The following is an 18,803-nucleotide window of genomic DNA, read 5'->3' as shown; positions in this document are numbered from 1 at the left end:
TCCCCGCAGTAATGAAGCTGGACGGCGTACTCTTTTGTCTTATGCAGGAAATCCTTGGTTTTTTCAATGGCCTTTTGAAGTGGCGTCTTACGATGCCCTTTGCCATGGACGAAGACGATGTGCCCTTCTTGTTGAAGCCGTTTCAATTTTCCCAACAGCCGCCGTAAATGGTACCGATGAACAACGTGTGTATGAAGCACTTGGATGCCAAAGAGTTCCTGGGTCTGAAGGATGAAGCCCGGGATTTTTGCTAATACGTTAGCCTGCCGTTTCGTGACACTCTTCTTCCAGACAAAGGTGTATTTATTGGCGACAGACTCGATTTTTGTCCCATCGATGAATAAGTTCTTCAGAGATAAGGCCCCGGCCTGAGCCAAGACGGCATCCATGTCGGCAAACAAGGTCTGACTGCATGCCGCCATATGATGAGAACGGAAACGGGCGATAGTTGCATGATTGGGAACGGGTTTCCCTTCCAGTAGATATTGGAAATTCAAATCTCTCCGGCAGGCCGATTCAATACGACGGGAACTGAAAATCTGGTTCATGCTGGCATAAATGACGATGGCCAGTAACTGGCGTGGTGAAGCCTGATTTTTCTCGATACGAGAATACGTCTGGTACAGCGGTGATAAATCCATCCTTTCTATGAGCAGCTTCACTAACCGCACGGGATCGTCATCTGGAATCTGAAATGAAATATTCAAGGGAAGTGACAGTTGATAAGGCGCTTCCCATATTGTATAATTGACATGCGTATTTAGTGCCTTCATAACTCTATTTTACGCGCAATCCCGGGCTTTTTACAGTCCGGGATTTGTTTTTTTCAGATTTTTTTGTTCAGCTCTAATGGATACGGCTGCCTGGCCCTTGGCGGGTGACATTGCGGAAACGACCTCGGTCCGGCGCGGTCCTTGTAGGCCGTGCCGGATGCCGTGCGTGCTATTTGCGTCCGGCGTGCTGCTTTGTTTGAGCGCAGCGAGTTTCAGCACGCCAGCAAATGGCACTCTCGGCAAGAGGAGTGGAGCACGCGAACTCGCCAGGGGCCAGGTGGCCGATACCAACCTCTTCAGAAGAACCCCTCAGACCGCCGTTGGCGGCCAGCTCCCCTTCACAGGGAAGCCTTTTGGCGCTCCTGCGCCTGATTTCCAGAGTCTATGGCGGCAAAGCCGCTTCTGAGTCCGAGCAAACAGTCCATGAAGAACGACCATAAAGCTATGATATTTTCGCATACATAAAAAGAGCCTGTGCACGATTACGTGCGACAGGCCCTTTTCCTCACTTCGATTTTTTGTAGACTAAGATGACGCCGGCGACACCACAGATGATATCTGGCAGGAAGGCGGCGATGTATGGCGGTATCTTACCGCCATTGCCCAGGGCGTTACCCAGGGTCATGATGGAATAGTAAATAAAGATAACGACGACACTGATGCCGAAGCCGATAGATGAGCTGCCGCGCTGTTTCTGCATCCCCAGGGGAGCGCCGACGATGGCACAGACCAGGCTGGCCAGGGGCAGTGCAAAGCGGTTGTACATTTCGACTTTCATCTTATTGGTGTTAACGGAATTCTGGTCCAGCAGTTTGATCTGTTCCCGCAGTTCGCGGATGGTCAGTTCATCCGGTTTCTTCTGGGACGCATTGATCTTATTCGGCTTCTGCGTGATCGGCAGGGCCTGGTTCTGGAACTTCAGGGACCGCGTCGTCTGTTCATTGGCCGATACGTCGTAGATCATGCCTTCGTGCATGACCCATTTCTCCCCGTTCCAGTCGGCCCGGTCGGCCTGTTCAACGCGCATGAGCGTATCATTTTCAAATTCCTGGACAGTGATATCCTTGAGCTGCTTCGTATTGGCGTCATATTGACGGGCATACATGAGGCTGGATATATCGGAGCCCTTGGTATTCTTGATGATGATATGGTCCTGCGTCGTCGGTGCGACGTTGTGCTTGATTTCTTCGTTGATGATGGTGTTATAGGCATTGTTGGCCTTGGGCACGACGTATTCGTTGAAGGCCGTCGCTCCGATGGAGATGAAGAAGGCGGCAATGAAAATCGGCATGGCCAGGCGGATGAAGTTCTGGCCGCCAGCCCGCATGACGATCATTTCACTGGAACTGGAAAGGCGGCCAAAGGCCATGAGCGACCCCAAGAGGACGGACATGGGAAAGGTGACGACGATGATCGACGGCATGGCCAGGACGAAGACGCGGAAAGCAGCCCAGGCCGAAGCCCCGTACTGGTTGATGAGGTTGGCAATACGGTAGAGCGTACCTGTCCCGACGAAGACCGCCGTAAAGGCACAGACGCCAAATAAAAAGGGGCCAATAAATTCTTTTAGTATATACTTATCTAATATTCGCATTCCATACTCCCTGTTACATCCTGAATTCTTCGCCTAAGTAGAATTTCTTGGCTACCGGGTCATTGGCTATCATTTCCGGACTGCCTTCGAGGAGGATCTTCCCTTCACTCAAGATATAGGCTTTATCGACGATGCTCAGCGTTTCCCGGACGTTGTGGTCTGTGATGAGGACGCCCATGCCGCGGTTCTTCAAATGACTGATGATGCCCTGGATGTCGTTGACAGCCAGGGGGTCGATGCCGGCGAACGGTTCATCGAGGAGGATGAAGGCCGGATCCATGACCAGGCAGCGGGCGATTTCGACGCGGCGCCGTTCACCGCCGGACAGCTGGATGCCCAGGCGGTCGCGGAGCTGGGTGATGGAAAATTCTTCCATCAGGGCTTCTGCTTTTTCATGCTGCTCCTTCTTGCTGAGCTTCGTCGTCTCCAGCATGGCCAGGAGGTTGTCTTCGACGGTGAGCTTGCGGAAAATCGACGCTTCCTGGGGCAGATAGCCGATGCCATAGGCTGCCCGCTTGTGGATGGGCAGATTGGTGATGTCCTTGCCATCAATGGTTATCTTTCCCGACGTCGGCCGTTCGATGCCGACGATCATGTAGAAAGTCGTCGTCTTGCCGGCGCCATTCGGTCCCAGGAGGCCGACGATCTGGCCCTGGTCGACGCGGATGCTGACACCGTTGACGGCATTTCGTTCTTTATACGCTTTTACGAGATCTTCAGTCTGAATAAACATAGATACCCCTTACGATTACGGATTACTGCCCGGCACGATGACGATAGTCGACCGGCTCCGGGTCTGGACGGAATTGTCAGCCAGGCGGATATCGACATTGTCGCCGTTGAGGGAGTTGCCATTCTGGGTGGCATTGACATTCCCCGTCAAGTGGACGACGCCGTCATTCTGGCCCGGCGTCTGGGTATAGACGGCCTGATTGGCATAGGCGATGAGGTTTTCCGCCGGCGATTCGATATGGACATTGCCCGTACCGATGGCCTTTATCTGCTTGAACCAGGCATCGATATGGTCGGCCCACATCTGCGAGCCCTGGGCTTCGAGATAGCCATTGCCCGTGACGATGCCGTAATCCTGGTCGAGATAGTATTCAACTTTATCGCCGTTGACCTTCTTGTCACCGTAGACGCCGCGGACGCTGCCCGTAGCGACGACGTAGTTCTTATTGGTCGAATGGACCTTATCGGCATTGAGCTGCATGTCCGGCTGCTGGATCGATACGTTACCTTCCATATCGGCTTCCGCCGTCTTCAAGTTATAGACGGCCTTGTTGCCGGTCATCGTAGCCTGGTCGCGAACGATGACGACGTTGCCCGTCGCCGTAGCTACCTGGGTCTTGCCGTTATATTCCAGCGTGTCTGCCGTGACGGATACGGCCGGATTGCCGTTGTTGTCCGCCGCCAGGGCGCCGGCAGCCGGCAGGATCATAGCCCCCATGAGAGCAACAGCTGCCAGTTTCTTTCCAAGTAATTCCATCATAGTTATTCTCCCTTTGTCACCTGCGCATGGCCGGTCAGCGTCACCTTGGTCAGGCTGCTGTCCGTTTCAAAAGCATCGGCTTTGAGCGACGTCTTGTCATGGCGGTCCATGACGACTTTGCCGCCTTTGATCATACGCGTATCCATATTATAATACACACTGCCGTCGGTCTGCAACGTATCGCCCTTATCGGTTTCCGCTTTGACAGGCGGCTTGATTTCGATAGTCCGCTTCTGGCGGTCGACGATGCCCTTATCCGACGTAATGGTCATCTGCGTCCCATCTTCGGCGACGACCAGGGCCTTGGGGTTGGTGAAATACATGATCTGCGTGTCCGGGTCGATTTGGATCTTATCGGCCGTCAATCGCCAGACGAGCTGGCCGTCTTTCTTTTCTTCCAGCTCCGTCCCTTCGAATTCGACGAGCTTATCCGGGCTGACCATAGGGTCTTCCGTCTTCTGGGGATGCATGAAACTATAGAGCATGACGGCAAAGCCGATGACGGCGATGACGGCAATGATGGAGATTTTATTCTTTTTCAGCTTTTCGGCTATCATCGGTATGCGCCTCCGGTTTCTGCTGCAGTGCTATGATTTCTTCCGGTTCTGTACTCCAGCGGTGCTGGAACCACAGCCATTCTGTCGGGTGTTCTTTGATGAAATTCTCCGTGACGACGGCCATCTTACGGGTCATGCGGGCAATGTCTTCATCTTTGTTGCCGGTATCTTCGAAATGCATGATTTCACCGATCATCAAATGCGTACGATGATTTTCGTCGTGGACCGGGAAAATCGGCACGATAGGTGAATGGAACTTCTGAGCGAACATGGCCGGTCCTTTCGGCGTCGAGCTCATCTTGCCCAAGAAGGGCTGAGGCACGCCGTGGAAGCCGCCATCCTGGTCTGCCAGGAATCCCAGGAGCTTCTTGCGCTTCAAGGCACGGGCAGCGATGATCATTTCATTGCCGCCGCGGGCGAAGACTTCCAGGCCCATGCTTTCACGGTTCTCGTTGAGCAGGCGCGTCACCGCGTCATTGGCCTGGTTCTTGACGATAGTCGTCGCCGGATAGCCATAGATGGCCAAGGCGCCGAGCCATTCCCAGTTGCCCATATGGGCCGTGAGGACGATGACGCCTTTGTTTTCCTTCATGGCTTCGTCCAGGCGTTCCGGATGGTCCAGGGTCACATAGTCCCGGATATTCCCAGGATTGAGATTCGGTGTATAGAGGATTTCCATGAGCGACTGGCCGAGGTTGCGGAAGACATCGGTCATGATGCGTTCCGCTTCTTCACGGCTGCACTCCATGCCGCGCTGAATCTGGAAAATACCGCGTTCGCGCTGCTTCTTCATCAGTTTTCCTACGAAAGGGCCTAGTTTGCGACCCAAGGAAATGATAGCCGGATAGGGAAGATGACAGAGAATCTTGCCAAATCCGCGTGCAGCATGATACTGCCATTCCTTACTCACAATACAGACTCTCCTTTCTTATTGGCGCAACGTAAAGGTCGCATCGCCAAAATACTGGCGCAGGACCTTATCCCAGACATGCTGGCTCTTCAAAATATATTCGGCGAATTCCCGCAAGGCTCCGTGGCCGCCGGGATAGGCCGACACGAAAGCGGCCGACCGCCGGGCTTCTTCGCAGGCATCGAGAGGGGCTGCGCCGAAACCGGCATTGGCAATGAGTTCGACGTCGTTCAGGTCGTCGCCCATGTAGGCCACTTCATCGAGGGACAGGCCGATTTCACTGCACAGCTGCTGCATGGCCAGGAGCTTGCGCGAGCAGTCCTGGAGGACGTAATCGATATGCAGGTCTTTGGCCCGCTGCTCGACCATCGGCGAACGGCGTCCCGTCACCAGTGCCGTCTGGATACCAGCGGCCCGTATCAGGGAAATGCCCATACCGTCGCGGGCCGAAAAACCTTTCATGGCATCGCCCGAAGGGCTGTAGTAAATGATGCCGTCCGTCATGACGCCGTCGACGTCGAGGGCCAGCATCTTGATTTGTGTCAAAAAGCTCATCAGACCACTCCCTGCCGCAGCAAATCCGTAATATGAATCATGCCGACGACTTTGTCATCCTTGTCGACGACGGGCAGGACCGTAATCGGACGGGGCTGGTTCTTTTCCATGATGTGCAGGGCTTCCGTGGCCAGCTTATGATTGGCAATGACCCGCGGGTTCTTGGTCATCATGGCATCGACAGGCCACTGGAGGAAATTAGACCCTGTTTCCAGGCCGCGGCGGACGTCGCCATCGGTGACCAGGCCGACGAGCTTGCCGTCTTCATCGACGACGGATACGGCACCCAGGCCCTTTTCAGTCATGAGGAAGAGGGCGTCCTGGACGATGCTGTCTTCGCTGACGACCGGGTTGTCCTGGCCTTTATGCATGACATCGTCGACCGTGAGCAGGAGTTTCTTGCCCAAGGCTCCGCCGGGATGGAAGATGCCGAACTGTTCCTTGGTGAAATGGTGCTGCGTCAAGAGGACGACCGCCAGGGCATCGCCTAACGCCAAGGCCGCCGTCGTGCTCGTCGTCGGCGCCAGGCCCAGGGGGCAGGCTTCTTTTTCGACTGATGCGTCGAGGATGATGTCAGCGTGCTTGGCCAGCGTCGAATTATGATTGCCAACGACGGTGATGAGTTTAGCCCCGATGCGCTTAAGCGACGGCAGGATGTTGAGGATTTCCACCGTTTCCCCGCTGTTCGAGAAGGCCAGGACGACGTCATCGGACGTGACCATGCCTAAGTCACCGTGGATGGCTTCTGCCGGATGGAGGAAAATGGACGGCGTCCCCGTACTGGACAGCGTAGCCGATACCTTGCGGGCAATATGGCCTGATTTCCCCATGCCCGTGACGATGACCCGGCCTTTCGATTTCATAATCATGTTGACGGCATTGACGAAGTTCTGATTGAGTGTAGGAATCAACTTTTCAATGCCTTGTGCTTCCTGATGGAGCACATCTTTTGCTTCTTCTAAAATATCCATCATGGTCTCGTCTCCTTACCTGTCCGTGCTTACACTTTTCTGCGCGATTTCGTTGATAGCCATCATATCGCGGAGGACACCTTCGACCTGCGATAAGTAGAGCATATTCGGCCCATCGCTGAGGGCTTCCGCCGGGTTATCGTGTACTTCCATAAAGACGCCGTCGATACCGGCACCGGCAGCGGCCCGTGCCAGGTTGCCGATGAACTGGCGCTGGCCTGCCGATTTCGTACCGGCCCCGCCAGGCAGCTGGACACTGTGGGTCGCATCGAAAACGACAGGATAGCCGAAGCTGCGCATAATCGGGAAGGAGCGCATGTCGACGACGAGGTTATGGTAGCCCAGGCTGATGCCCCGTTCGGTGAGCATGATATTTTCATTGCCAGCGTGTTCGATCTTGGCAACGACGTTCTTCATGTCTTCCGGTGCCAGGAACTGGCCTTTCTTGACGTTGACGCATTTCCCCGTAGCCGCAGCCGCTTCTAACAAGTCCGTCTGGCGGCAGAGGAAGGCCGGTATCTGGATGACATCCAGGACTTCTGCAGCCGCTTCGGCCTGGCAGGTTTCATGGATATCGCTGACAACGGGAACCTGGAGTTCCTTCTTGATATCCGCCAAAATATGCAGGCCTTCTTTCAAACCAGGGCCGCGGTACGAAGTATAGGACGAGCGGTTCGCCTTATCGAAAGAGGCTTTGAAGATATACGTCAGGCCCAGCTTTTCGCAGATAGCCTTCATGGTCTTGCCAATCTGAAGCGTCCGTTCGGGATCTTCGATGACACACGGGCCGGCCATGACGAAGAGTTTGCCATCGCCGCCGACGGTCTGGCTGCCAACCTGAATTCGTTTCACTTTTTCCATAGTCTATTCCCCTTTATGAGCAGATTCGGCAAAATAACGGCGGATGTGTTCCAGATCATCCGGCGTATCGATACCGATGAATTGGTGGTGAGTCTTTATCACTTTTATCTTATAACCATTTTCGAGAACCCGCAACTGTTCCAGGGACTCGACTTTTTCTGCCGGCGTCTGTTCCATGGCTGCGTACTGCAGGAGGAAATCCCGGCGGTAGGCGTAGATACCGATATGTTTATACGGCTGGATACCCCCTTCTTCAAAGGAATGGCGCGGATACGGAATGAGGGAGCGCGAAAAATACATGGCTTCATCCTTGCGGTTGAGGACGACTTTGACGGCGCTCGGATCATCGTATTCGTCTTCCTGCAAGGGCGCAGCGACGGTCGCCATGGTCAGATCCGGTTCCGCTTCAAAGGCCCGGCACAGGTCGTCGATGACGTCTGGTGCAATGAGCGGTTCGTCGCCCTGGACATTGACGATGACGTCGGCGTCGGGAAAATGCCCGACGGCTTCAGCCAGTCGGTCCGTCCCGTTGGCGTGGTCTTCACGGGTCATGACGGCATGGCCGCCGAAGGTGACGACCGTATCATAGACTTTCGGATTATCGACGGCGACGACGACAGCCGTCAGTTTCGTAGCCTTGGCAGCCTGTTCATAGACACGCTGTACCATCGGTTTGCCGGCAATATCGCACAGCGGCTTGCCCGGCAAGCGCGTCGATGCATAGCGCGATGGGATGATGCATACAAAGTTCATAGTTTATCCTCCAATACTGCTTGCAAAATCGTATCTATCTTGTCCTGTCCTGCGGTGAATTCAATGGTAATGCTCAACACGTACAGCGGCAGGTCGTATTCTTTGATCAGCGAAGCCGGCAGTTTGACGGCATCCTTTTCTGTCGTCACCAGGAGGCAGCCCGTTCTAGCAGCCCTGGCGGCCATGTGGCGGATATCGTCGCGGCTGTAATGATGATGGTCTTCATAACGGATGGAGCCGGCTACGGTAAAGCCCGCATCGGCCAGGGTCCGTTCAAAGGAAGCCGGGTTCCCCAGGGCCGATACGGCCAGAACGGATTGTCCGTCAGGCTGCAAGGCCCCGGCGCCATCGCCCTGGCCGTCATACCAGGCGGCAAAGGCCAGGCAAGATGCCGGTCGGTGGATGGCCATGGCCACCGGTGCGGCCGGGTTATACTGCCCCAGCTTTTCTACGATGGCCTCGGCCTGATCCGCCGTAATCTGGTCGCGTTTGGTGATGATGAAGGCATCGGCCCGGCCGAGCTGCTCCAGCGGTTCCCGCAGGATGCCCCGCGGCAGGACATGGCCGTTGCCGAAAGGATTGGTCCCGTCGACGAGGACGATATCCAAATCACGGTACAGCTGCCAGTGCTGGAAGCCGTCGTCGAGGATGAGGACCTGCGTCCCGAAGCGTTCGACGGCCAGACGGCCGCCGAGGGCCCGCTTGCGGCCGACCAGAACGGGCACGCCGGGCAGGCTGCGGGCCATGAGGCAGGCTTCATCGCCGCCTTCTTCGGCCGATAACAGGACGCGCTGCCCATCGGACATGACGGCAGCGCCGCCCTCTTCGTGCTGGGAACGGTAGCCCCGGTTGAGCAGGGCGACGCGCCAGCCTTGTGCTTGCAGGCGCCGGGCCAGCATACAGGCTGTCGGCGTCTTGCCCGTCCCGCCGACGGTGATATTGCCCAGGCTGATGACGACGGCCGGTACGTGTTCCTGCCGTTCCGGGTGATCGGCAATGGCGTGATACTTGGCCAGGACCCCTTTGCGGTACAGCCAGGCCGCACCGCGGAGCAGGGCCAGGGCCGGCCAGTCCCAGCAGTGATGAGAGCTGTTGCCAGTCAGGTAATGGAAGTAGGCGGTCCCCCAGTTTCGTAAAGCCATGGGCTCACCTCCCGCCGTGGACGTCGTCGAGCATCTTCTGCAGCTGTTCCAGGTTCTTGCGCGTAGCCCCCTGGTTTTCCTGGACGACTTCGATGCAGCTGCGCTTCATGGCTTCGGCCCGGTCCGGATGGATGAGGATATCCAGGCAGGTGTCGATGAATTCCTTTTCATTCTTGACCATGACACAGGCGCCGCGGCTGCTGAGAAGGTCGAAGATTTCGACAAAGTTGAACATATTGGGACCGACGACAATGGGCTTGCCATGAGCTGCCGGTTCCAGGATATTATGGCCGCCGATGTGTGCCAGGCTGCCGCCGACGAAGATGAGGTCACCCAAACTGTAGACGCGGCCCAATTCACCGATCGTATCGAGGATGACGCCGTCGTATTCGGGCCGGATCGGTTTCCCGGCTTTCATATCACTGCGCTTGACCATGGTGACGCCGTGCTTGATGCCTTCGTCGATGATGAGGTCGGCCTGATAGATATAGCGCGGAGCAATGATCAATTTAGCTTCCGGGAAATGGTCCCGTATCTTGACGAAGGCCTTGTAGACCGAACCGTTCTCCCCTTTGTGGGTACTGCCGGCAATCATGATGGGATACGTCCCTTCGGCAAAGCCCAGTTCGTGGAGGAAGCGCTTCTTTTCGGCTTCCGTGACGATGCCATAAGTCTGGTCGTACTTGGTATTGCCCGTGACGATGACCTTATTGGGATCGGCGCCGATATCGATGATATACTGGGCGTCGATGCGGCTCTGCATGCAGAACATGCGGATTGTCGACAAGACGCGGCGCGTAAAGAAAGTGATCATGCGGTAACGGACGGCACTGCGCTGACTGATGCGGCCGTTCATCATCATGACCGGGATATGCTTGTCGGCAGCGATGCGCAGGAAATTCGGCCAGATTTCCGTTTCTACCAGGACGATGGCCTGAGGGTTGACGATGGTCAAGATGCGGTTGGTCAGATACGGCAGGTCCAGCGGAAAATAGAGGATCCCGTCGGCGCCCTTGATGATCTGATGGGCCATGCGGAAGCCCGTCGCCGTGACGACGGAGACGATGATGACTTCGTCGGGATGGGTCTTGCGCATTTCCCGGACAATCGGGCTGGCCGCAACGATTTCCCCGACCGACGCGGCATGGACCCAGATGGCATGGCGATTGGATATTTTATCTTTCAATTCTTCCGGCAAGAAGCCGATACTCTGTTTGATGCGCTGATAAAATCCTTCTTCCCGGATGAGCCGGTAAATGAGCATGGGAATGAGCGTAGCCCAATAAACGAGAAGCAGGATATTATACAGCCAGTACATGGGGTGCGATTTTAGATTTTTCATCACAATCAACCTTCTGACGCTGTTTCTTCCGTAGTATCGTTGAACTGTACGGCATAGAGATGGGCATAGAGACCGTCTTTTGCCAGCAGTTCATCATGGGTCCCTTCTTCGACGATGCGGCCGTGGTCGATGACGACGATGTTGTCGGCATTGCGGACCGTACTCAGGCGATGGGCGATGACGACGGCCGTGCGGCCTTCCATGAGGCGGTCCAGGGCAGCCTGGACGATTTTTTCGCTTTCCGTATCGAGGGCCGACGTCGCTTCATCGAGGATGAGGATGCGCGGGTTCTTGAGGATGGCCCGGGCAATGGCGATACGCTGGCGCTGGCCGCCGGACAGGGAGCTGCCGCGGTCGCCGACGAGGGCTTCGTAGCCGCCGGGCAGTTCCCGGATGAAGTCATGGGCATTAGCCGCTTTGGCTGCTGCGACGACTTCTTCGTCTGTCGCATCGAGGCGGCCGTAGAGGATATTTTCCCGTACCGTCGCATTGAAGAGCATCGTTTCCTGCGGGACCAGGCCGATCTGCTGGCGCAGAGATGAGAAGGTGACGTCGCGGACGTCGATGCCGTCGATGGTCAGGCTGCCGCCAGTGACATCGTAGAAACGGGGCAGCAGGTTGGCTACTGTCGATTTGCCGGCACCGCTGGGCCCGACGAGGGCGACGACTTCACCGGGAGCGACTTTCAAATTGAAATCGGTCAAGGCCGGGTGGTCCTGGTCATAGGCAAAAGAGACGTGCTTGAATTCGACTTCCCCTTTGACCGGCGGCAGGACGATGGCGTCCGGCTTTTCCTTGACATCCGGTTCGGTGTCGATGGTTTCAAAGACGCGGTCGGCAGCGGCCAGGGATTTCTGGATATCACCGTAGATTTCGCTGATGCGGCGGACCGGGTTGGCCAGGTTGATGGCGTAGATGAGAAAGGCGATGAGGGCGCCGGCCGTCATTTCGCCGTTGATGACACTCATGCCGCCGTACCAGATAATGCCCGTGACGGCAATGGCTGCAAAGAACTGGATGAACGGCGTCAGCAGGGCTGTCAGCTTGGTCGTCGTCATGAGCGCCCAGAAGTTACGGTCGTTCTGGACCATGAAGCGGCGGATTTCAAAGTCTTCGCGGTTAAAGGAGCGGATGATGCGGATTCCCGAAATGGCCTCTTCCAGGAGTGACGTAATGTCGGCCATCTTGCCCTGGACGTCGTGGCCAGCCCGGCGCAGGCGGGAACCGAAGAAGTTGATCGTAAAGACGACGAGAGGCACGATGACCAGGGTCAGCAGGGTCAGCTTCCAATAAAGGAAAAGCATGGACCCCAGGGAGCCGACGAGGATGACCGCTTCCTGGACGAAGGAAATGAGGTTGCCTGCAATGGCGGTCTGCAAGGCCGTGACGTCATTGGTCAGGTTGCTCATGATGTTGCCCGTCTTGTGCTTATCAAAATATGACAGGGACAGGGTCTGCAAATGGCGGTACAAGGTTTCGCGGATATCGTTGACGATTTTCTGGCCGACGAAACTCATGAGATATTTCTGGCCGAAATAGAAGAACCCGCGGAGCAGGAAGAGGACCAGGATACCGATGACGATGAGGTTCAGCGTGTAGATATCCTTATTGGCCAGGACCTTATCGATGACGTCCTTGATGAGCCACGGGACGACGACGTTGCTCGCCCCGGACAGGGCCATACAGATGACGGCGACGACGAGGCGCATCTTGTACGGCTTGATGAACATTAATAATCTCTTATAACTTTGCCAACTATTGTATTGCTTCATGGGCACCTCTTTCTCTTGCAAAATCTAAGATAGCCTGGGCCGTCCGCTGGACAGCACCGGGTTCCCCCATCGTGCGGCGGACAGCCGCCAGGGATTCGTGCAATGCTTCACGGTGTACCTTATCGGTAATCATAGGCACCATGGCGGCAGCGATGTTTTCCGGTGTCACCTCATCCTGCCACAGTTCAGGGATGACCCGATGGCCCATGATGATGTTCGGCAGGCCGATGCTGTCGATATGGACCAGGACTTTCGAAAGCCAGTAGGTCAGGCGGTTGACGCGATAGACGAGGAGCGTCGGCAGGCCCATGAGGGCCGTTTCCAGCGTCGCTGTCCCTGACGCCGCGATGGCTGCCGTACTGAGGTTCATCATATCGTATACCTTTTCTTCGCCGACCGTGACGGCGACGCCTGACGCCTGGATGATTTCATCGAGGAGACCTTCGTCGATAGTCGATGCCTTGGGCAGGATGAACTGGACATTCCCTGCCTCCTGGCGGATGAGCTTGGCCGCTTCCAGCATACACGGCAGGAGACCGCGTACTTCCTGGACCCGGCTGCCCGGCATGAGGAGAACCGTCTTCTTCCGTTCGTCCAGGCCGAAATGAGCAAAGGCCTCGCGGCGACTCATGGTCGCATGAACCGTATCGACCAGGGGATGGCCGGCATAGATGACGTTCGTCCCCATCTCTTCATACATCTTGGCCTCAAAGGGAAAGAGTGAAATGGCCAGGTCCGTATACTTAGCGATAGTCTTGCCCCGGCTCTTATGCCAGGCCCAGATAGTCGGCAGGATGTAATAGACGACGGGGATACCCGCCGCTTTAGCCGCCTTGATGAGGCGCATATTGAACCCCGGATAGTCGATGCAGACCAGGACGTCGGGCTTTTCTTTACGCATCGTATCGACGAGGAAGTCACGGAGGCGGAAGAAAAAGGGAATCTTGCGGATGATTTCCCCGACGCCGATGACGCCTAAGTTCTTGATATCGTAGACGATGTCGACGCCGGCCGCTTCCATTTCCCTGCCGCCCATACCGAGCAGTTCGATCTGCGGATCGAGTTCCCGCAAAGACCGGGCCAGGTTGGCCCCATGCAGGTCGCCGGACGCCTCACCGGCAGAAAACATGATTTTCATAGGCTCTCCTAAAAGTTCTTATCGACGGCACAGATACAGATATCGTGGCGGTTGGCCAGGTCCAGGACTTCTTCCTGTTCGACGAAGAGCGTCCGGCCGGCTTCCATGGCCAGGACATTGCACTGGCTTTCTATCATGGACAAGATGGTCTGCTTGCCGACGGCAGGTACGTCGAAACGCGGGTCCTGGTTCGGCTTGGCCACCTTGACGACGACGGACTTTTCCCGTCCCAGGGCGCCGCCGCGGCGGATGCAGGCGTCGGTCCCTTCGATGGCTTCGACAGCCATGACGGCTTTGTTCTTGACGACAACGGTCTGGCCGATGTCCATGCCGCCCATAGCCTTGGCCGTGACGAAACCGAAACGGATGTCGTCTTCTTCCGATGCCGTCGGTTTACGGCGCGACAAGACGCCGCAAGACGGCATGAGGGGCTTCAGGTACAGCGTCTGGTCGACGACTTCCAGGCCATCTTTGGCCAGTTCTTCGACGATGGCCAGCATGATTGTATCGTCCTTGCGGTTGCGCAATTTTGCCAGCAGCTTGATAGCCCGCCAGTCAGGGAACTTCAAGCCTTTGAAGAGGATTTCCTTGGTGACCTTGCCAATCATGGTCACTTTGGCAACGCCATTCTTCTTGAGGGTCTTGATGACCTTGTCCAGTTTGGCGACGTTGATTTCATAATAAGCATCTGCTTCGGCAGCCAGTTCCGGTTCGACATCACTGACGACGGCAATGACGACGACTTCGTGACCCAGCTGTTTAGCAGCTCGCATAAATTCTACAGGCAGTTTGCCGACACCGGCAAGCAATCCTACTTTTTCCATAGCAATCATCCTTATTCATAAAGAGAAATATTCATCTTTATATTATAACAAAAAAACAGGCCCCCTGTCAGCAAAAAAAGGGGCCATCGCAGACGCGACACCCCTTTTTAGCCAATAGCGGCTGCCTAATCTTTCGTCCCTCTGCAGATACCGCGGTCGGCATTGCGGAGGAAGCGGAGGAAATGTTCTACTTCTTCATAGCTGTCCAGTTCCTGTTCCATTTCAGCAATGGCCTGGCGCAGGTTCAGGCCGGAACGATACAGGATGCGGAAGGCCTTTTTCAGTTCCCGGCGGACTTCTTCCGGAATCCCAGCCCGTGAAAGGCCGACACTGTTCAACCCGATGCAGCGGGCCGGCTGGCCGTCAGCGATGACGAAAGGCGGAATATCCTGGACGACTTTTGCCAGGCCGCCGATCATGCTGTTGCGGCCGATCTTGACGAACTGATGGACGCCGGCGATGCCGCCGATGACGACGCGGTCTTCGACGGTGACATGGCCGGCCAGGCCAGCGCAGTTGCTCATGATGACGTGATTGCCGACGACGCAGTTATGAGCCACATGGGTGCAGGCCTGGAAGAGGCAGTCGTTGCCGATGCGCGTTTCTTCGCCTTCGCCAGTCGCCGTGCTGACGGTGACGAATTCGCGGAATACCGAACGGTCGCCGATGATCAGATAGCTCTTTTCACCATGATATTTCAAATCCTGTGGTTCCGAACCAATGGAACAGCTCGGGAAAAACCGGCAGTCCTTACCAATCGTAGTCCAGCCGTCGATGGTAACGTGGGCCATGATTTCCGTACCATCGCCAATGGTAACGTGGGGCCCGATAACGGCATACGGCCCGATTTTAACACCGGCACCGATTTTTGCCTGCGGGTCTATAATAGCCGTCGGATGTATCACGCTCTGAGGCATGTTATTCGTTTCCTCGGTCATTAAAGTCACTCCTCGCTTCCCTGCCCGATGGGCAGGCGCTTATTTTCAACCTAAATAAATTACATATTATATATACTCGCAGAATAACAGTCCGGTTTTGCCGGGCAAAATCAGGCCTTTTCCCGCTATATTCCTCTGTATACTCGCAAATACGCCCATTTAGGCCACTATTTAACATACAATAAAGATTTTTTAAACTTTTCTTAACTTATTTCTTCGTGTTCTGACCCGGCATGAGGGCAAAGAGATATTCCCCTTCGGCACAGAGCGTATCGCCGACGTGGCACTGGGCCTTGACCTTGCCCATACGGCCTTTGATTTTTTCGATGTCAGCCCGCATGACCAGCTGGTCGCCAGGGATGACGGGATGGCGGAAACGCAGTTTGTCGATGCCCGTGAAGAATGGGATGAGGCCGCGGTTTTCTTCCGGATAGAGCAGGGCTACGCCGCCGACCTGGGCCATGGCTTCAGCAATGAGGACGCCAGGCATGACCGGTTTTCCCGGGAAATGGCCCTGGAAAAATTGTTCATCGAAAGTCGCGTTCTTGATGCCGATGGCATACTTCATCGGTTCCAGTTCGATGATGCGGTCTACGAGCAGCATGGGATAGCGATGCGGCAAAATTTCCATAATATCAGTTACTTCCAAAGTCATGAGAATTCCTCCTTAAATCACTGTATTTCTTCAAATATTTTGTGAGTCAGCAGATTGTTCAGTTTATGGCTCGATTTGACGGCGATGATGTGCCCCCGGACGGGATGGCCGAGCAGGGACAAGTCGCCGATGATATCGAGGACTTTATGCCGGACCAGTTCATCGTCACAACGGGGTACGGACAGGCACGACGTCTTATCATAGACGACGACGTTTTCGATGGTGCCCCCCTTGCCGAGGCCTAATTTCTTGAGCATTTCCAATTCTTCCGTAAAAGCGATGGTACGGGCAAAGGAAATGTCGTGGACATACGATTCTTTGGTGATCGTCGTATCGAGGAACTGTACGCCCAGCATGGGGTGCGGGTTAATCGAAGTGAAAGTGATGCGGAAGCCATCATAGGGCACGATAGCGATGAATTTATCGTCTTCCTGGACGAGATGCTGTTTCTGGACGGTCAGCAGACGGCGCGGCGCGTCCAGGTCACGGATTCCCGCTTCTTCGATGAGCTTGACAAAAGTCAGGCTGCTTCCGTCGGCGACGGGCGGTTCGACCGAATCCATTTCGACGAAGCAGTTATCCACTTCCATGCCGCTCAAGGCGGACAGCAGATGTTCTACGGTGAAGACTTTGGCTTCCCCTTTTTCCAACGTCGTCGCCCGCATTGTATTGGTTACATTCGTGAGATGGGCTTGTACAGACGGTCTGCCGGGTAAATCCGTCCGGATAAAGACGATGCCTGTATCAGCCGGAGCCGGGCGCAATACCATATGAACTTCATTCGCAGCATGCAGGCCAATGCCGTTATACGCAACGTCATGAGCCAGCGTCGTTTGTGCTACTATTGACATAGGCAGGCCCCTCCTTTCCTGTTACGAGTAAGATAATTTTTTTCATACTTTTTTATTATACCTTATTTACAGGGTCTATGACAAGGGCGTTGTTCGTGGTTTCGGCCTACGGCCTAGTGGTTCGTGGCTCGTAATTCGTGGCAAACTCCATGCTACAAACCATAAAGCAAAAGGGACTACGCATGATGGCCGAAGCCTTCGTGCGTAGTCCCTTTTGCTTCAATCGCTTTTTTACTTCAGTAGTTCATAGACAGAGGCGACGACGTCGTTCCAGGTTTCAATCTGTACCTGTTCCCCCTCCATGGCAGCCTTGCCGGTTTTACACTGGCGGGCTACGGACTGAGGCGACGTGCCGTTATAAGTGTTACGCTGCTTGACGCAGGTTTCGATATCCAGATAGTGATGGATATCTTCCGCGAAGAGCGGGCTCATGGCCTGCAGTTCCTGCAGCGATAACTGCTGTAATACTTTGCCCTGTTCGATGCAGTAATGGACGGCCTTGCCGACGACGGCATGGGCTTCCCGGAAAGGAAGGCCTTTCTTGGCCAGGTAGTCGGCCATATCCGTGGCATTGGAAAAGTCACTTTCCAGCACTTCCCGCATATGTTTGCCATTGACGGTCATCTTGTCGATCATAGCCGCATAGATGGTCAGGGCGAACTTCAAATTATCGATGGCATCGAAGACGCCTTCTTTATCTTCCTGCATGTCCTTGTCATAAGCCATGGGAATCCCCTTCATCATGGTCAGGACACCCATGAGGTGCCCGTAGAAGCGGCCCGTCTTGCCGCGGACGAGTTCGCAGATGTCGGGATTCTTCTTCTGGGGCATGATGGACGAGCCCGTGCAGTGGGAATCGTCGAGTTCGATGAACTTGAATTCCGAACTGGACCAGAGGATGAATTCTTCCGACAAGCGGCTGAGGTGCATCATCAGAACGGCAGCGAATTCCAGGAAGGCGATGATGTAGTCCCGGTCGCTGACGGCATCGAGGCTGTTGTCATAAATCTTGCCGAAATGCAGGGTCTTGGCAACGAAAGGCTGGTCGAGGGGATACGTCGTGCCAGCCAGGGCACCGGCGCCGAGGGGCATGATATCGGCCATGTCCCAGGCATATTTCAAGTGGATGAAGTCACGGGACAGCATGGAGAAATAGGCCATGAGGTGGTGGCTGAAGAGGATCGGCTGGGCCCGCTGGAGATGGGTATAGCCCGGCATGATGACGTCGCTGTACTTTTCGGCAGCCTGGACCAGCGATTCCTGGAGCTTGACCAGGAGCTTGGCGACGGCAGCGATTTCGCGGCGGACATACATGTGCGTATCCAGGGCGACCTGGTCGTTCCGGCTGCGGCCGGTATGCAGGCGCTTGCCGGCTTCGCCGATGGCATCGGTCAGCCGTTTTTCGATGTTCATGTGGATGTCTTCCAGCTCGACGGAGAAATCGAATTTCCCGTCTTCGATCTGCTGGAAAATAGCCTTCAAGCCCTTAACGATGGCATCTTTATCTTCTTGAGAGATGATGCCCTGTTTGGCCAGCATCGTCGCATGGGCAATGCTGCCGCAAATATCTTCGGCATACATGCGGCAATCGAACTGGATGGACGCATTGAATTCTTCTACACTTTTATCCGTGGCCTTGGTAAAACGGCCGCCCCATAACTTCATACGAATCGCT

General features: G+C 55.3%; 19 protein-coding genes. All 19 read right to left on the bottom strand.

All coding sequences use genetic code 11. From position 1 onward, the window contains the following. Positions 1 to 707: transposase (locus ACE418_RS11655; protein WP_416450756.1), on the bottom strand; the 707-nt coding region annotated here is incomplete at its 3' end. Positions 708 to 1,278: 571 nt separating this feature from the next. Further along, entirely contained in the window at positions 1,279 to 2,367 is a 1,089-nt protein-coding gene (gene lptG, locus ACE418_RS11650) for an LPS export ABC transporter permease LptG (RefSeq protein WP_416450755.1), read from the bottom strand. Between the two features lie 13 nt (positions 2,368 to 2,380). Continuing rightward, positions 2,381 to 3,100 carry an LPS export ABC transporter ATP-binding protein gene (gene lptB / locus ACE418_RS11645; protein ID WP_292260492.1) on the bottom strand — a complete coding sequence of 240 codons (720 nt, stop codon included), beginning with the start codon at positions 3,098 to 3,100 and terminating at the stop codon, positions 2,381 to 2,383. A gap of 15 nt (positions 3,101 to 3,115) precedes the next feature. Next, positions 3,116 to 3,859, bottom strand: coding sequence for an LptA/OstA family protein (locus tag ACE418_RS11640; RefSeq protein WP_416450754.1), 744 nt, complete (start codon positions 3,857 to 3,859; stop codon positions 3,116 to 3,118). A gap of 2 nt (positions 3,860 to 3,861) precedes the next feature. Beyond that, entirely contained in the window at positions 3,862 to 4,416 is a 555-nt protein-coding gene (gene lptC / locus ACE418_RS11635) for an LPS export ABC transporter periplasmic protein LptC (protein ID WP_020310763.1), read from the bottom strand. After that, positions 4,388 to 5,326 carry a lysophospholipid acyltransferase family protein gene (locus ACE418_RS11630; RefSeq protein ID WP_416450752.1) on the bottom strand — a complete coding sequence of 313 codons (939 nt, stop codon included), beginning with the start codon at positions 5,324 to 5,326 and terminating at the stop codon, positions 4,388 to 4,390. The genes lptC and ACE418_RS11630 overlap by 29 nt, the downstream gene beginning before the upstream one ends. Positions 5,327 to 5,344: 18 nt before the next feature. Beyond that, positions 5,345 to 5,881, bottom strand: a complete 537-nt coding sequence (locus ACE418_RS11625) for a KdsC family phosphatase (RefSeq protein WP_416450751.1) — start codon at positions 5,879 to 5,881, stop codon at positions 5,345 to 5,347. After that, positions 5,881 to 6,852, bottom strand: coding sequence for a KpsF/GutQ family sugar-phosphate isomerase (locus ACE418_RS11620; RefSeq protein ID WP_027894710.1), 972 nt, complete (start codon positions 6,850 to 6,852; stop codon positions 5,881 to 5,883). The genes ACE418_RS11625 and ACE418_RS11620 overlap by 1 nt, the downstream gene beginning before the upstream one ends. 15 nt (positions 6,853 to 6,867) lie before the next feature. Then, positions 6,868 to 7,713: a 3-deoxy-8-phosphooctulonate synthase gene (gene kdsA, locus ACE418_RS11615; protein ID WP_416450750.1), complete on the bottom strand. Its 846-nt coding sequence runs from the start codon at positions 7,711 to 7,713 to the stop codon at positions 6,868 to 6,870. Positions 7,714 to 7,716: 3 nt separating this feature from the next. Beyond that, on the bottom strand, positions 7,717 to 8,466 hold the full coding sequence (gene kdsB / locus ACE418_RS11610; protein WP_416450749.1) for a 3-deoxy-manno-octulosonate cytidylyltransferase: 750 nt from the start codon (positions 8,464 to 8,466) through the stop codon (positions 7,717 to 7,719). Then, positions 8,463 to 9,608 (bottom strand): tetraacyldisaccharide 4'-kinase, encoded by a 1,146-nt coding sequence (lpxK, locus tag ACE418_RS11605; RefSeq protein ID WP_416450748.1) that lies wholly within the window; start codon positions 9,606 to 9,608, stop codon positions 8,463 to 8,465. Before lpxK ends, kdsB begins: the two co-directional genes overlap by 4 nt. A 4-nt stretch (positions 9,609 to 9,612) precedes the next feature. Further along, complete coding sequence (locus tag ACE418_RS11600) at positions 9,613 to 10,950, bottom strand: 3-deoxy-D-manno-octulosonic acid transferase (RefSeq protein ID WP_416450758.1); 1,338 nt, start codon at positions 10,948 to 10,950, stop codon at positions 9,613 to 9,615. A gap of 5 nt (positions 10,951 to 10,955) precedes the next feature. Next, entirely contained in the window at positions 10,956 to 12,722 is a 1,767-nt protein-coding gene (msbA, locus tag ACE418_RS11595) for a lipid A export permease/ATP-binding protein MsbA (RefSeq protein ID WP_416450747.1), read from the bottom strand. Then, entirely contained in the window at positions 12,706 to 13,860 is a 1,155-nt protein-coding gene (lpxB, locus tag ACE418_RS11590; RefSeq protein ID WP_416450746.1) for a lipid-A-disaccharide synthase, read from the bottom strand. The genes msbA and lpxB overlap by 17 nt, the downstream gene beginning before the upstream one ends. Before the next feature lie 8 nt (positions 13,861 to 13,868). Next, complete coding sequence (locus ACE418_RS11585; protein WP_416450745.1) at positions 13,869 to 14,684, bottom strand: LpxI family protein; 816 nt, start codon at positions 14,682 to 14,684, stop codon at positions 13,869 to 13,871. Between the two features lie 125 nt (positions 14,685 to 14,809). Next, entirely contained in the window at positions 14,810 to 15,622 is an 813-nt protein-coding gene (lpxA, locus tag ACE418_RS11580) for an acyl-ACP--UDP-N-acetylglucosamine O-acyltransferase (protein WP_416450744.1), read from the bottom strand. Positions 15,623 to 15,830: 208 nt separating this feature from the next. Beyond that, a complete protein-coding gene (gene fabZ, locus ACE418_RS11575; RefSeq protein ID WP_020310774.1) occupies positions 15,831 to 16,277 on the bottom strand; it encodes a 3-hydroxyacyl-ACP dehydratase FabZ in 447 nt (148 codons plus the stop codon). A 17-nt stretch (positions 16,278 to 16,294) separates the two neighbouring features. Continuing rightward, complete coding sequence (gene lpxC / locus ACE418_RS11570; RefSeq protein ID WP_416450743.1) at positions 16,295 to 17,128, bottom strand: UDP-3-O-acyl-N-acetylglucosamine deacetylase; 834 nt, start codon at positions 17,126 to 17,128, stop codon at positions 16,295 to 16,297. A gap of 231 nt (positions 17,129 to 17,359) precedes the next feature. Continuing rightward, positions 17,360 to 18,793, bottom strand: coding sequence for an argininosuccinate lyase (gene argH, locus ACE418_RS11565; RefSeq protein ID WP_416450742.1), 1,434 nt, complete (start codon positions 18,791 to 18,793; stop codon positions 17,360 to 17,362). Positions 18,794 to 18,803: the final 10 nt, after the last annotated feature.

The organism is Megasphaera jansseni, assembly GCF_047974155.1.
Classification (GTDB): Bacteria; Bacillota; Negativicutes; order Veillonellales; family Megasphaeraceae; genus Megasphaera.
The sequence above is the reverse complement of the archived record's forward strand: the minus strand, read 5'-3'. Positions and strand labels throughout refer to the sequence as shown.